This is a genomic window from Amycolatopsis sp. NPDC005232 (assembly GCF_040607795.1).
GTDB lineage: Bacteria > Actinomycetota > Actinomycetes > Mycobacteriales > Pseudonocardiaceae > Amycolatopsis.
This window is the reverse complement of record NZ_JBEXHL010000036.1, coordinates 81830-95630: the sequence shown is the minus strand read 5'-3', so window position 1 is coordinate 95630 and position 13801 is coordinate 81830. Positions and strand designations below refer to the sequence as shown.

The 13801-nt window shown below is 72.1% G+C and carries 12 protein-coding genes; 9 read left to right on the top strand and 3 right to left on the bottom strand.

Annotation, left to right across the window (positions count from 1 at the left end; genetic code table 11):
- Positions 1-112: 112 nt before the first annotated feature.
- Positions 113-1333, bottom strand: coding sequence for an alpha/beta hydrolase-fold protein (locus ABZU76_RS42385; RefSeq protein ID WP_354881202.1), 1221 nt, complete (start codon positions 1331-1333; stop codon positions 113-115).
- A gap of 121 nt (positions 1334-1454) precedes the next feature.
- Positions 1455-2954: a phosphatase PAP2 family protein gene (locus tag ABZU76_RS42380; protein ID WP_354881218.1), complete on the bottom strand. Its 1500-nt coding sequence runs from the start codon at positions 2952-2954 to the stop codon at positions 1455-1457.
- 146 nt (positions 2955-3100) lie between these two features.
- Here ABZU76_RS42380 and pafA point away from each other — a divergent pair, with 146 nt between their 5' ends.
- On the top strand, positions 3101-4459 hold the full coding sequence (pafA, locus tag ABZU76_RS42375) for a Pup--protein ligase (RefSeq protein WP_220240774.1): 1359 nt from the start codon (positions 3101-3103) through the stop codon (positions 4457-4459).
- 160 nt (positions 4460-4619) lie between these two features.
- Positions 4620-5654, top strand: coding sequence for an oxidoreductase (locus ABZU76_RS42370; protein ID WP_354881214.1), 1035 nt, complete (start codon positions 4620-4622; stop codon positions 5652-5654).
- Here ABZU76_RS42370 and ABZU76_RS42365 read toward each other — a convergent pair.
- A complete protein-coding gene (locus ABZU76_RS42365) occupies positions 5651-6349 on the bottom strand; it encodes an SDR family oxidoreductase (RefSeq protein WP_354881199.1) in 699 nt (232 codons plus the stop codon). The genes ABZU76_RS42370 and ABZU76_RS42365 overlap by 4 nt on opposite strands.
- Before the next feature lie 75 nt (positions 6350-6424).
- On the opposite strand from ABZU76_RS42365, the gene ABZU76_RS42360 reads away from it, so the two are divergent.
- The 7 genes from ABZU76_RS42360 (at position 6425) to ABZU76_RS42330 (ending at position 13796) form a co-directional block, all read left to right on the top strand.
- Positions 6425-7417 (top strand): WYL domain-containing protein, encoded by a 993-nt coding sequence (locus ABZU76_RS42360; protein WP_354881196.1) that lies wholly within the window; start codon positions 6425-6427, stop codon positions 7415-7417.
- Entirely contained in the window at positions 7414-8394 is a 981-nt protein-coding gene (locus ABZU76_RS42355) for a WYL domain-containing protein (RefSeq protein ID WP_354881193.1), read from the top strand. The genes ABZU76_RS42360 and ABZU76_RS42355 overlap by 4 nt, the downstream gene beginning before the upstream one ends.
- 10 nt (positions 8395-8404) lie before the next feature.
- The gene (locus ABZU76_RS42350; protein ID WP_220240770.1) at positions 8405-8632 is read left to right on the top strand and encodes a bacteriophage holin; all 228 of its coding nucleotides are present in this window, start codon (positions 8405-8407) and stop codon (positions 8630-8632) included.
- A gap of 21 nt (positions 8633-8653) precedes the next feature.
- On the top strand, positions 8654-8950 hold the full coding sequence (gene tatA, locus ABZU76_RS42345) for a Sec-independent protein translocase subunit TatA (protein ID WP_220240769.1): 297 nt from the start codon (positions 8654-8656) through the stop codon (positions 8948-8950).
- Positions 8951-9039: 89 nt separating this feature from the next.
- Complete coding sequence (tatC, locus tag ABZU76_RS42340) at positions 9040-10005, top strand: twin-arginine translocase subunit TatC (protein ID WP_354881189.1); 966 nt, start codon at positions 9040-9042, stop codon at positions 10003-10005.
- A 10-nt stretch (positions 10006-10015) separates the two neighbouring features.
- On the top strand, positions 10016-10963 hold the full coding sequence (locus tag ABZU76_RS42335) for a YegS/Rv2252/BmrU family lipid kinase (protein ID WP_354881187.1): 948 nt from the start codon (positions 10016-10018) through the stop codon (positions 10961-10963).
- A gap of 67 nt (positions 10964-11030) precedes the next feature.
- Complete coding sequence (locus ABZU76_RS42330) at positions 11031-13796, top strand: DEAD/DEAH box helicase (protein ID WP_354881184.1); 2766 nt, start codon at positions 11031-11033, stop codon at positions 13794-13796.
- The last annotated feature ends 5 nt before the right edge of the window (positions 13797-13801 follow it).

Sequence of the window (13801 nt, the reverse complement as noted above, 5' to 3'; positions counted from 1 at the left end):
GTGTCTTCCCTTCTTTTCTTTTCTCTCTTTGTTTTTCTTTGTTGTTTTTCTGTGGGGGGGGGGGGGGGCCGCCCGCCGCCCGCCCCCCCCCACTCGGCGTTTCGGGACTGGTTCAGGACGCCGGCGTGGGGCTGCGGAAGGTCTGGTCGGCGAAGGCCAGGAGGTAGGGCAGCGTCGCGCGGGCGGTGTGCCAGGTGTGGTTGAAGCCGTGTTCGGTGTGGACGACGGCTTCCTGGCCGCGGCGGTGCAGCGCGTCGGCGATGCGGTGGGCCGTGGCGACGTCGGTCGGGGCGCCGGTGCCGGCCGCGAGGAGTACGGAGATCGGTGCGGTGAACGTCATCGTCGGCAGGTAGTGGCGTGGCGTGTTCGCGGCGATGGCGGAGGGATGGCCGTCGAGGACGCCGATGGAGTCGTTGAGGTCGTCGTAGGGCAGGGCGATCACGAGGGTGGCGAACTCGTCGAGGTGGTGCAGGCCGGTGTTGAGGGCGGCGAAGCCGCCGCCGGACATGCCGCCGAGTGCGCGGTGGCGGCGGTCGGCGAGGGTCCGGTAGTGGTGGTCGACGCCGGTGACGACGGTTTTGGCGAGGTAGGTCTCGAGTTGCGGGCCGCCGGGGACGTCGAGGCCTTCCCAGTCCTTGCTGGGCATGCCGGCCGTGAGGTCGACGCTGACCACGATCATCGGGGCGATCACGTGGTCGGCCTCGAGGTTGCGCAGCGCGTCGGGCGCGGCGCCGGAGGTGAGCCAGTCGCGCGGGCCGCCGTAGGGGTAGCCGTGGATCAGGTAGACGACGGGGTAGCGGTGGCCGGCGTTGGCCGGGTCGTCGTAGCCGGGCGGCAGGATCACGTAGTTCTCGCCCGAGGGCACGGCGTCGGCGGGGTCGGGCAGGCTGAGCACGTCGACGCGTTGCCCGCTGCTCACCACCGCGGGGTGGTGCTGCGCCGTGGCGGTGGTGTCGGCCGGCGCATCGGGTTCGTCCGCGCCGTCGTCGAGCAGCATCCCCACGGCGTCGGCCGCGCCGGAGCCGCGTTCGAAGAGCCGGCCGAGGTCGCCGGGGGTGCGGACGTAGCCGACGTAGCTGTTCACGGCGGTCACGGCCGCGAGGAGGAAGAGCACCACCGCGCCGCCGGTTCCCCAGCGGCGGGCGCGCCGGTGGTGCCCGAGCACGATGGTCACGGCGAGCACGGCGACGGCCGCGCCGGCGGCGGTCAGCCAGATCGCCGGTGACTCGAGCGGGCCGAGGTCACGCGCCTGTGCCGTGATGTCGGACGGCAGCACCGGGTCGACCGCGGCCTGCGGCATCACGACCGCACCGCCGGGCGCGTGGCATCGCATGAGGAAAAACGCACGAGGGGGTTCCCTGCCGTGAACGGAAGCGGGCAGGGTCGCCCGCACCTGACGTGATCACGCTAGGGATGGGCTGCTGTGGATTCGCTGTGAGCGGGTAAAGCGCTGGTCAACCCCGGTTGTCGGGGTTGCGGTAGATCGTCAGGGCGCTGGGGCGGGCGCGGAAGGTGAACTCGTTGCCGAGTGGCCCGACCTCGCCGTCGGTGGCGACTCGGCGGTTGCCGCCGAGCAGCTTCACGCGCAGCTCCGGCAGGTCCAGCTGCTGGTAGACGTGGCTGGCGTTGAGGCTGTTGGTCACCATCGCGAGCAGGAACCGGGCGCGGGAGTACGGCACGTCGGCGCGCAGGTAGCGCACGTCGAGCAGGCCGGTGTCGAGCGCCGGGCGCCGCGACGGAGCGAAGCCCTTGGGGGAGTAGGTGCCGTTGCCGACGAAGATCAGCCAGACGTCGGCGGGTTCGTCGTTGAGCAGGATGGGCAGAGGTTTCGCGCGGCGCAGCACGCGGGCGAGTGCAAGCGCGGCCGCAGGCCATTTCGGGTGCTTTTGCTGCAGCTTCTCGCGCAGCCGGACCATCTCGGGGTAGCCGCCGAGGCTCGCGGTGTTCACGAACCAGCGGTGCTCCGGCTCGCCCGCGCCGTGGACCTCGACCTCGCCCAGGTCGATGCCGACGGCGTTGCCGGCTTCGGTGGCCGCGTCGGCGTCGGGCATCGACCGCACGCCGACGTCACGGGCGAAGTGGTTGAGCGTGCCCGCGGGGATGAGCGCGAGCGGTAGGCCGCGTTCGGCGGCCACGGATGCGACCGCGGCGACCGTGCCGTCACCACCCGCCACGCCCAGCGCGCGCACGGAGCCGCCGCGGGCGTCGATCTCGGCCGCGAGCTGGTCGCGCAGGTCCTGGCGCGGGTCGGGGTAGAGGAGCGTGGCCTTGGGCCAGGCGTAACGCACGTCCTCGGTCGGGTCCTGGCCGTCGACGCCGGAGTGCGGGTTGACCAGGGCCAGCATGTCCTCGCCGTCGCGCATTTCCGGCGCTTCGGCCGTGTGCGCGGTGCGGGCGGGCACGTCGGGGTGCAGCGGCCACCAGTGCCTCGTCAGTGCGGCGACCCCGACGCCGATCACCAGGCCGGCGCCGACGTCGCTGGGCCAGTGGACGCCGGTGTGCACCCGCGAGTACGCCACCGCGCCCGCCAGCGGTGCGACGACGAGCCCGGCCTTCGGTGACTCCATCGCGACGGCCGTGGCGAACGCGGCGGCCGAGGCGGCGTGGCCGGACGGGAACGACGAGGACGTGGGCCGCTTGCGCAGCCGCCGGTGCTCGGGCACCTCGTCCTCGGCCGGGCGACGCCGGGGGAACAGCGGCTTGCCGAGCAGGTTCGCCGCGGCGCTGGCCCCGGCGATGGCGACCATCCCGCGCAGCGCTCCCCGGCGCGTCGCACCCTTGCGGGCGGCCAGCGCGGCGGCCACGACCCACCACAGGCGCGACTTGTTGGCGGATTTGGAAAGCCAGCCGAGGACATCGTCGGCGCGGGTCCTCGGCAGGGCCGCACTGTGGCGGATCAGGGCCCGATCGGTGCGCCCGACCTTCCGGAACGGGCGGCTGAGCTGGTGCAACACCGTTGTTGACCTCTTCTCCGTCCGGCGCGGGTCGCGCTGCTCCGTCGCCGGATTCGCGCGATTTCTCACCCCACGCAACGTACCGACCGCGTGTCGCCGCCCGAACGGCGCACCGCTCAAGGGGGTGCAGCGCCTACTCTGGTGAGATGCAGCGGCGGATCTTTGGCATCGAGACCGAGTTCGGGGTCACGTGCACCTTCCACGGTCAGCGCAGGCTCTCGCCCGACGAGGTCGCGCGGTATCTCTTCCGGCGGGTCGTGTCCTGGGGACGCTCGTCGAACGTCTTCCTGTCCAACGGCTCCCGGCTCTACCTCGACGTGGGCTCGCACCCCGAGTACGCGACGGCCGAGTGCGACGACCTCACGCAGCTGGTCACGCACGACAAGGCCGGTGAGCGGATCCTCGAGGACCTGCTGGTCGACGCCGAGCGCCGGCTGGCCGACGAGGGCATCGGCGGCGACATCTTCCTGTTCAAGAACAACACCGACTCCGCGGGCAACTCCTACGGCTGTCACGAGAACTACCTCGTGACGCGCGCCGGCGAGTTCTCCCGCATCGCCGACGTGCTGCTGCCCTTCCTCGTCACGCGCCAGCTCATCTGCGGCGCGGGCAAGGTCCTGCAGACCCCGCGCGGCGCCGTGTACTGCCTCTCGCAGCGCGCGGAGCACATCTGGGAGGGCGTCTCCAGCGCCACCACGCGCTCGCGTCCCATCATCAACACCCGCGACGAGCCCCACGCCGACGCCGAGCGCTACCGGCGCCTGCACGTGATCGTGGGCGACTCGAACATGGCCGAGCCCACCACGATGCTCAAGATCGGGTCGGCGAACCTGGTGCTCGAGATGATCGAGGCCGGCGTCCAGTTCCGCGACTTCACCCTCGACAACCCGATCCGGGCGATCCGCGAGATCAGCCACGACCTCACCGGCCGCCGCCAGGTCCGCCTCGCCGGCGGCCGCGAGGCCTCGGCGCTCGACATCCAGCGTGAGTACCACGCGCGTGCCGTGCAGCACCTCAAGGAAAACGGCTCCACCCCCGCCAACGAGCGCGTGGTCGAGCTGTGGGGCCGCGCGCTGGAGGCCGTCGAGCAGCAGGACTTCGCCAAGATCGACACCGAGATCGACTGGGCCATCAAACACCGCCTGGTCGAGCGCTACCGCGCGAAGCACGACCTGGACCTCTCCAGCCCCCGCATCGCCCAGCTCGACCTCGCCTACCACGACATCCGCCGCGGCCGGGGCATCTTCGACCTGCTGCAGCGCAAGGGCCTGGTCAAGCGCGTCACCGACGACGGCGAGATCGAAGCTGCCAAGGACACCCCGCCCCAGACCACCCGCGCGAAGCTCCGCGGCGACTTCATCGCCGCCGCCCAGGCCGCCGGCCGCGACTTCACCGTCGACTGGGTCCACCTCAAGCTCAACGACCAGGCCCAGCGCACCGTGCTGTGCAAGGACCCGTTCCGCTCAGTGGACGAGCGAGTCGAACGCCTGATCAGCTCGCTGTAACCCGCCAGGACCGCAGCCGTCGAGGGTCGCCCCGCACCACGCGGGGCGGCCCTCGGGCATATCCGGTGCACTCGGCTCGGGTCCGAAGGGCGGTCGGCACATCCGGCGTTCCCGACGAAAGTCGCCGTCCGGGTGCGGCAAGATCGGCCGCATGCGGGTCGTGCGTGCGTTGGTGGTTCTGCTGGGTGCGGTGCTGCCGCTGGTCGCCGGTGGGGTGGCGGGCGCGGCTGAGCGGCTCCCGTCGTGGCGGCTGACGCCGACCGGGGTAACCGCGCAGTTCCGGGGGCTTTCGGCTGTCAGCGGGCGCGTGGCGTGGGTCAGCGGCACGCAGGGGACCGTCTTGCGCACCACCGACGGCGGCCGCACCTGGAGCCCCGTCGGGCCGCCCGGCACGGAGACGCTGGAGTTCCGCGACATCGAGGCCTTCGACGCCGACCACGCCGTGGTGCTCTCCATCGGCCCCGGCGAGGACTCGCGCGTCTACCGCACCGACGACGCCGGCCGGCACTGGCGCCAGACGTTCGCCAACCCCGACCCGAAAGCGTTCTACGACTGCCTCGCCTTCTTCGACCCCTGGCGCGGCCTCGCGATGAGCGACCCCGTCGACGGGAAGTTCCGCCTGCAGGCCACCGCGGACGGCGGCCGTACCTGGCGGCAGATCCCCGACAGCGCGTTCCCGCCCGCGCTGCCCGGCGAAGCGGGCTTCGCGGTGAGCGGCCAGTGCGTGGCCACCTCCGGGCCGTTCGACGCGTGGCTCGCGATGGGCGGCGGCGCACGCGCCCGCGTGCTGCACACCGGCGACGCCGGGCACCACTGGACCGTCGCCGACACCCCCCTGCCCAGCAGCGCGTCGGCCGGCGTGTTCGCGCTCGCGTTCCGCACGCCGTGGCAGGGCGTCGCGATCGGCGGGGACTTCGCGAACCCCACGGCGCCCGGCCCGGCCGTCGCGCTCAGCGCCGACCGCGGCCGCACCTGGCGCACGCCGGCGCACTACCCCGCGGGCTACCGCTCCGGGCTCGCGTGGCTCGGCGGCTCCGTCATCGCCGTCGGCCCCGGCGGCAGCGACCTCAGCCCCGACGGCGGCCACCACTGGACGCGGTTCGACACCGGCAGCTTCGACACCGTCGACTGCGCGCCCGCGGGCAGCTGCTGGGCCAGCGGCACCGGCGGCCGCGTCGCCCACCTGCAACGTTAAAGGACCTGCCCGGTCGGGCGGACCATGATCTCGTTGACGTCCACCGACGGCGGCTGCTCCAGCGCGTAGAGCACCGCGCGGGCGACGTCGTCGGCCGCGAGCTTCGGCTTGCGCCGCTGCTCGTCGGTCAGGATGTCGGTGTCGGTGATGCCGGGCTGCACCAGCGTCACCCGCACGCCCGTGCCCACGGCCTCCTCCCGGATCCCCGCCGCCAGCCCGCTCACCGCCCACTTCGTCGCCGAGTACAGGCTCCCCTTGCGCGGATAACGGCCGGCGACCGAACCCGTCAGCACGAGATGACCGCTCGTGTCCGCCAACGCCGGCAGCACGGCACGGGCCGTGAGCGCGGGACCGTAGACGTTCGTCAGCACCAGTTCCCGCCACTGTTCGGGCTCCGCGCCGCCGTCGCCGAAGAACGACACGCCCATGCCGATCCCGGCATTCGCGAAAGCCGCGTCCAGCCGCCCGAACCGCGCCAGCGTCGCCTCGACCGCGCCCGACACACCCCGCCAGTCGGTGACGTCAGCGGCCAGCGCCAGCGCGTTTTCCTCGCCGAACTCGGCCACGAGCGGGGCCACGGCCTCGGCTTTCCGGGCCACGAGCGCCACCCGGATCCCCGCCGCCACGGCGCGCCTGGCCGTCGCCGCCCCGATCCCTCGCGACGCTCCGGTCACCAGCAGTACACGTTCAGCCATGGTTCCAGGCTAGGGCCGCGACGCGTTCGGGGAACCTCACGATCGGGGAGGACGAGGAGAGCTAGGGTTGTAGGGGTGTCCACCGCACGCGCCGAACGGCTGGTCAACCTCGTGCTCGCCCTGCTGTCCACCCGGCAGTACCTCACCGCCGAGCGGATTCGCGGAATCGTGCCCGGGTACGCCGACGCGGCCAGCGACGAGGCCTTCTTCCGCACGTTCGAACGCGACAAAACGGAGCTGCGGGAGCTCGGCATCCCGCTGGAGACCGGCCGCAACTCCGCCTTCGACCCCGTCGAGGGCTACCGCATCGCCCGCCGCGACTACGAGCTCGGCGAGATCGACCTTGCCCCCGACGAAGCGGCCGCCGTCGGCCTCGCCGTGCGCCTGTGGGACTCGCCCGAGCTGACCGGGCAGGCCCAGGGCGCGCTCGTGAAGCTGCGCGCCGCCGGCGTCGAGGTCGACGACCAGGCCCCCACCGTGATCGAGCCCCGCGTGCGCGCCGAGCCGGCGTTCGGGCCGCTGCTCGCCGCCGTGCAGAGCGGCCAGGCCGTGCGGTTCGAGTACCGCCGCGTCGGCTCCCCGGAACGCCGCATGCGTGAGCTCGAACCGTGGGGAGTCGTGTCCTGGCGCGCACGCTGGTACGTCGTCGGGCACGACCGCGACCGCGGCGCCACCCGCTGCTTCCGGCTCTCCCGCGTCACCGGCAAGGTGACCCCGATCGGCGAGCCGGGCGCGGTGACGCGGCCCGACGGCGTGAACCTGCTGCAGCTCGTGTCCGTCACCGGCGGCAGCGAGGAATCCAGCCCCGTCACCACTGCCCGCCTGTGGGTCGCGGACGGGCGCGCCGCCGGCGTGCGCCGCCGCGGCGAGGTCGTCGGCCGCGACACGATCGACGGCGAAGAGGGCGACCTCATCGAGATCGGCCTGTTCTTCCCCGAGTCGGCCGCCGACTGGATCGCCGCCCAGGGACCCGACGTGCTCGTGCTCGAACCCGACGTGCTCGCCAAATCCGTGCAGCACCGCCTCGAAGCCGTCCTCGCCCGCGCCGAGCAGGGGAGCAGCCGATGAGCGGCTCCACCGAACGCATGCCGCGCCTGCTCGCGCTCGTGCCCTACCTGCTCGCGCGCCCGGGCGTGCGCGTCGACGAGGCCGCCCACGACTTCGACGTCACGCCGCGCCAGCTGCGCAAGGACCTCGAACTGCTGTGGATGTGCGGCCTGCCCGGCTACGGCCCGGGCGACCTCATCGACCTGTCCTTCGAAGGCGACACCATCGTCGTCACCCACGACGCCGGCATGAGCCGGCCCCTGCGCCTCACCGGCGGCGAGGCCACCGCCCTGCTCGTGGCCCTGCGCGCGCTCGCCGACACCCCCGGCGTGGTCGACGGCGACGCCGTGCGCCGCTCGATCGCCAAGATCGAGGACGCCGCGGGCCAGGCCCAGCCGGCCGGTGTAGTAGTCGGCGGCGGCGTGCGCGAGGGCAAACGCGCCGCGAAGACCCGCGAGGAGGTCGCGGCCGCGCTGCAGGCCGGGCGCGCGCTGCGGATGCGCTACTACACAGCGTCCAAGGACCAGATCACCGAACGCACCGTGGACCCGATGCGGCTGCTCATCGTGCAGGCCGTCGGCTACCTCGAAGCCTGGTGCCGCCGCGTCGAGGACGTCCGGCTGTTCCGGCTCGACCGCATCGACGAGCTGACCGTGCTCGACGAGCCCGCCGTGCCCCCGGCCCACGCGCGCCCCACCGACCTGTCCGACGGCGTGTTCTCCGCCCGGCCCGACCAGTGCGAGGCCGAGCTCGTGCTCGACCCCGACGCGCGCTGGGTCGCGGAGTACTACCCGTGTGAAGAACTCGCCGAGCTCGAAGGCGGGCGGCTGCGCATCCGGATGCGCTATGCGGACGAGTCCTGGATGGTCCGTTTGGTCCTCGGACTCGCCGGAGACGCGCAGGTGGAGAGCCCGGTCACACTGGCTGACGCGGTTCGACGACGAGCGGCCGACGCGGTGGCCCGATCCCGTCACCTACCGTCAACCTACGGCCGTTAAGGTAACCCACGTGTCGTACTGGCCCACTTACGTAGTGCTCGCGGCGGGCGTGCTCGTCCTGATTGTCCTGGCAGTACGGACGATCAGAGTCTTGCGCCAGTTCCGCCGCACCCTGAGCATGGTGGCTACGAACACCCAGGACCGGACCGGACTCCTCCGCGCCCGGTCCGCAGCACTTCGCGTGGCCGTGGCTCAGCGCCGCGACGCACCGGAAACCAGTAACATCGGCAACGACTAAAGAAACAAGGAGGCCACCGCCATGAACGCGCTGCAGCCGTGGCACATCATCATTCTGGTGCTCGTCGTGGTTCTGCTGTTCGGGGCCAAGAGGCTTCCGGACGCCGCCCGCTCCATCGGCAAGTCCATGAAGATCTTCAAGGCCGAGACCAAGGACCTCACGGGCGAGCAGAAGGACGAGGCCGAGCAGGTCGAGACCCGCCAGCTCCCGCAGGCCACCGCCCCGGCCCAGGACCAGCAGGTCGCCGACCTCCAGCGCCAGCTCGACGAGCTGAAGAAGCAGCAGGCGGCCGAGCAGCCGCAAAAGAACGCCAGCTGAGGCCCGACCACCCCACCCGGTCCCCGGTCCGCGGAGCGCGCTGAACACCCAGCGCGCTCCGGCGGGCTACGACGAGAACGGAACGACCAGTGGCGGAAGCCGCCAACGGCACAGGCGCGCGCCCCAGCAACCGGCGCCGGCGCAGCCGCCGCAGAAACCCCGACGGCACGATGACACTCATCGAACACGTCTACGAGTTCCGGCGCCGGCTCGGGTTCGCCCTGCTGTTCATCGTCATCGGCGGCATCTTCGGCTGGATCTGGTTCGAACAGCACCTCGGCCCGATCCCGTCGCTCGGCGACATCATGACCCACCCGTACTGCGCCATCCCCGCCGATCAGCGCTTCGGCGGCAACCAGGCCGGGTGCCGGCTGCTGCAGACACAGCCGTTCGAGGTCTTCATGGTCCGCCTGAAGATCGGTGTCGCGGCCGGCGCGGTCCTGCTCTCGCCGTTCTGGCTATACCAGTTCTGGGCGTTCATCGCTCCCGGGCTCTACACGAAGGAACGCAAGTACGCGCTCGTCTTCGTCGGCTTCGCATCGGTACTGTTCGCCGCCGGTGCCGTGCTGGCGTACTTCCTCGTGCCGCACGCGCTGGCGCTGCTGGCGGGCTTCGGCCAAGACCAGTTCGTGACCGCGCTGACCGCGGACAAGTACATTTCGTTCATCCTGTCGCTGCTGCTCATCTTCGGCGTCAGTTTCGAGCTCCCGCTGATCGTGGTGATGCTCAACCTCGTCGGGGTCGTCCGCTACCAGCAGCTCAAGCGGTGGCGCCGCGGCATCCTGTTCGCGCTGTTCGTGTTCGCCGCGTTCGCGACGCCGGGCTCCGACCCGTTCTCCATGCTCGGTCTCGCCGCCGCGCTCACTGTGCTGTTCGAGATCGCCATCCAGATCACGCGTTTCAACGACCGCAAGCGCGACAAGATCCGCGAAGACCAGGGCTGGGACAAGCTCGACGACGACGAAGCCGCGCCGTTCGACTACACGCCGAGCACCGTCGAGGAAGACGAGCCCGTGACCTCGCCGCGCAGCCAGTCGACCGACGACATCACGTAACCACCACCGCATGGGGCTCACCGCGGCGCTCGCCGTCCACCCGGCCTCCGGCCACGGCGCCGCGGCCCGGATCGCGGACGCCGTGGCCGCCCGGCTGCGCCCCGCCGTCGAACGGCTCGACGTCCTCACCGCCACCAGCGTCGCGGAATCCCGAGCCCTCATGAGCTCGGCCCACGCCGAAGGCCTCGACGTGCTCATCGTCCTCGGCGGCGACGGCGCCGCACATCAAGGCGTGCAGTTCTGCGCCGACCACGACGTCGCCCTCGGCCTCGTCCCGTCAGGCACCGGCAACGACTTCGCCCGCGCCCTCGGCACCCCACCCGACGCCCTCACGGCTGCCGACAAACTCGCCGAAGCCCTGCGCGCCGGCACCCGCCGCACTCTCGACCTCGGCCGCCTCGCCGGCGCGGAAGGCAGTGCGGAAGGCAGCGGCGCGAGGGAGCACGGCGCCTGGTTCGCCACCGTCCTGTGCTCCGGCTTCGACGCCGCCGTCAACGCCCGCGCCAACAGCCTCCGCTGGCCCTCCGGCCCCCGCCGCTACGATGTCGCCATCCTCGCCGAGCTCGCCGCCTTCCGCCCCCGCCCCGTCACCCTCCACACCGACGAAGGCACCCTCGAGCTCGACGCCACCCTGGTCGCCGTCGGCAACACCCCCTACTACGGCGGCGGCGTCCCCATCTGCCCCCAGGCCACGCCGGACGACGGGCTTTTCGACGTCACCGTGATCGGCGCCGCCGGCCGCCTGCAGCTGCTGCGCCTGCTGCCCGGCCTGCGCACCGGCGCCCACCTCGACCACCCCGCCGTCCGCACCCTGCGCACCCGGACACTGAGTATCGAAACCGGCAGCAAAACCGGAACCGGCCCCGGCTGGCCCGCCTACGCCGACGGTGAATCCCAGGGCGTCACCCCCTTCACCGCCACCTGCGTGCCCGGCGCGCTCACCGTCGTCGCCCCGTAACCGCACGGCCACACACCGGTCGGCACGCCGCGTGCGGACTGTCGGTGCCGTGTGGAACCCTGACAGGGTGGCCACTAGCCCTTCACCTTCCCCGGCCGAGGCCTATGCGGTCTCACGCCGCCGCGGCAAGTACCCCCAGCTGACGCGTTTCGCCGGCGAGGTGTCGTTCGAGTTCGACGACTTCCAGGTCCGCGGCTGCGAGGCTCTCGAAGACGGCCACGGCGTGCTCGTGTGCGCGCCCACCGGCGCCGGCAAGACCGTGGTCGGCGAGTTCGCCGTGCACCTGGCGCTCGCCGAAGGCCGCAAATGCTTCTACACCACGCCCATCAAGGCGCTGTCCAACCAGAAGTACGCCGACCTCGTCGCCCGCTACGGCAGCGACGCCGTCGGCCTGCTCACCGGCGACACCTCCATCAACGGCAACGCGCAGGTGGTCGTGATGACCACCGAGGTGCTGCGCAACATGCTCTACGCCGGCAGCTCCGCGATCCCCGAGCTCGGCTACGTCGTGATGGACGAGGTCCACTACCTCGCCGACCGCTTCCGCGGCGCCGTGTGGGAAGAAGTGATCCTCCACCTGCCCGAACACGTCCGCGTCGTCGGGCTCTCGGCCACCGTGAGCAACGCCGAGGAGTTCGGCGAATGGCTCGTCGAGGTCCGCGGCGACACCACCGTCGTCGTCGACGAGCACCGGCCCGTCCCGCTGTGGCAGCACATGCTCATCGGCAACCGCCTGATGGACCTGTTCGCCGGCCAGGACGAAGGCGACCCGAACGCCGAGCTGAGCATCAACCCCGGCCTGCTGCGCCGCGCCGAAGAGCTCGGCCGCTTCGCCCCCGCCTCGATGCGTGGCAACCGCGGTGGCCGCCGCGGCGCGCCCCGCCCGCAACGGTTCCGCCCGCCCTCGCGCGTCGACGTCGTGGAGCGCCTCGACACGGCCGGGCTGCTGCCCGCGATCGTGTTCATCTTCTCCCGCGCCGGCTGCGACGCCGCCGTCGCGCAGTGCGTGCGCTCCGGGCTGCGGCTCAACGGGCCCGAACAGGTCGAGGAAATCCGCCGCATCGTCGCCGAGCGCACCGCCGACCTGCCCGAGGGCGACCTGAGCGTCCTCGGTTTCTGGGAGTGGCGCGAAGCGCTGGAACGCGGCTTCGCCGGCCACCACGCGGGCCTGCTGCCCGCGTTCAAGGAGACCGTCGAGGAACTGTTCCTCCGCGGCCTGGTCAAGGCCGTGTTCGCCACCGAGACCCTCGCGCTGGGCATCAACATGCCCGCCCGCACCGTGGTGCTCGAACGCCTGGTCAAGTACAACGGCGAGGCCCACGTCGACCTCACCCCGGGCGAGTACACGCAGCTGACCGGCCGCGCCGGGCGCCGCGGCATCGACGTCGAAGGCCACGCCGTCGTCGCCTGGCAGCCCGGCGTCGACCCGAAGCAGGTCGCCGGCCTCGCCTCCACGCGTACGTATCCGCTGCGCTCGTCGTTCCGGCCCGGCTACAACATGGCCGTGAACCTCGTCGCCCAGGTCGGTGCCGACTCCGCACGCGAGCTGCTGGAACAGTCGTTCGCCCAGTTCCAGGCCGACCGGTCCGTGGTCGGCACCTCCCGGCGCATCGACCGCAACAAGGAAGCCCTCGTCGGCTACGCCCGCGCGGTCACTGGCGAGTTCGACGAGATGCTCGAATACGTCGAGCTGCGCGCCAAGATCTCCGCCCGCGAGAAAACCCTCTCCCGGCAGAACACCGCCACCCGCCGCGCCGGCACCGCGGAATCGCTGGAGAAGCTGCGCAAGGGCGACGTCATCGCCGTGCCCGCCGGGCGCCGCGCGGGCCTGGCCGTGGTCGTCGACCCGGGCCTGGATCCGATCCGCGAGCCGCGGCCCGTGGTCGTCACCGAGGACCGCTGGTCCGGGCCACTGTCGGTCGCGGACTTCCCGGCCCCGGTCGAGCCGCTCGGCCACATCCGCCTGCCCAAGCACATCGAACTGCGCTCGCCCAAGACCCGCCGCGACATCGCCTCGGCCCTGCGCGACTCCGGCATCTCCCTGCCCGGGCGCCAGCGGCGCCGCACGAGCCAGGGCGACGACGCGGAGCTCAACACCCTGCAGCGCGCCCTACGCGCCCACCCCTGCCACGGTCTGGCCGAACGCGAGGCCAACCTGCGCTGGGTCGAGCGCTACCAGCGCCTGCAGGCCGAAACCGAGCAGCTCGAACGCAAGGTCGCCGCCACCACCCACTCGCTGGCCCGCGCGTTCGACCGGATCCTCGCGCTGCTCGGCGAACGCGGCTACCTCGGCCCCGGCACCGGTGAAGACCGCGTCACCGAACACGGCCACCGCCTCGCCCGTCTCTACAGCGAGTCCGACCTGCTGGCCGCCGAGTGCATCCGCCACGGCGTGTGGGAAGGCCTCGGCGCGGCCGAGCTCGCCGCCGTCGTGTCCACGCTCGTGTTCGAGGCCCGCCGTGACACAGCGGGGGAGCCGCGCCTGCCCGGTGGCTCCGTGCCCAAGGCCTGGGAAGAGACCACCAAGCTGTGGGTCGACCTCACCGAGGACGAACGCCGCCACCACCTCGACCGCACCCGCGAACCCGACGCCGGCTTCGCGTGGCCGGTCTACCGGTGGGCCCGCGGCGAATCGCTCGAGAAGGTCCTCACCGCCGCCGAGACCAACGGCCAGGAACTGTCCGCCGGCGACTTCGTCCGCTGGTCACGCCAGGTGATCGACCTGCTCGACCAGATCCGCGACGTCCTCGGCAAAGCCGACCCGGTCGGCGCCGCCGCCGCGGAAGCCGTGCGCGCCCTGCGCCGCGGCGTCGTCGCGGCCGGCGCGGCGTGACTGTT

Coding starts and splice junctions, on each gene's coding strand:
- ABZU76_RS42385 (WP_354881202.1), bottom strand. CDS start 1,333: ATGCGATGCCACGCGCCCGGCGGTGCGGTCGTGATGCCGCAGGCCGCG.
- pafA (WP_220240774.1), top strand. CDS start 3,101: ATGCAGCGGCGGATCTTTGGCATCGAGACCGAGTTCGGGGTCACGTGC.
- ABZU76_RS42365 (WP_354881199.1), bottom strand. CDS start 6,349: ATGGCTGAACGTGTACTGCTGGTGACCGGAGCGTCGCGAGGGATCGGG.
- ABZU76_RS42355 (WP_354881193.1), top strand. CDS start 7,414: ATGAGCGGCTCCACCGAACGCATGCCGCGCCTGCTCGCGCTCGTGCCC.
- tatA (WP_220240769.1), top strand. CDS start 8,654: ATGAACGCGCTGCAGCCGTGGCACATCATCATTCTGGTGCTCGTCGTG.
- ABZU76_RS42335 (WP_354881187.1), top strand. CDS start 10,016: ATGGGGCTCACCGCGGCGCTCGCCGTCCACCCGGCCTCCGGCCACGGC.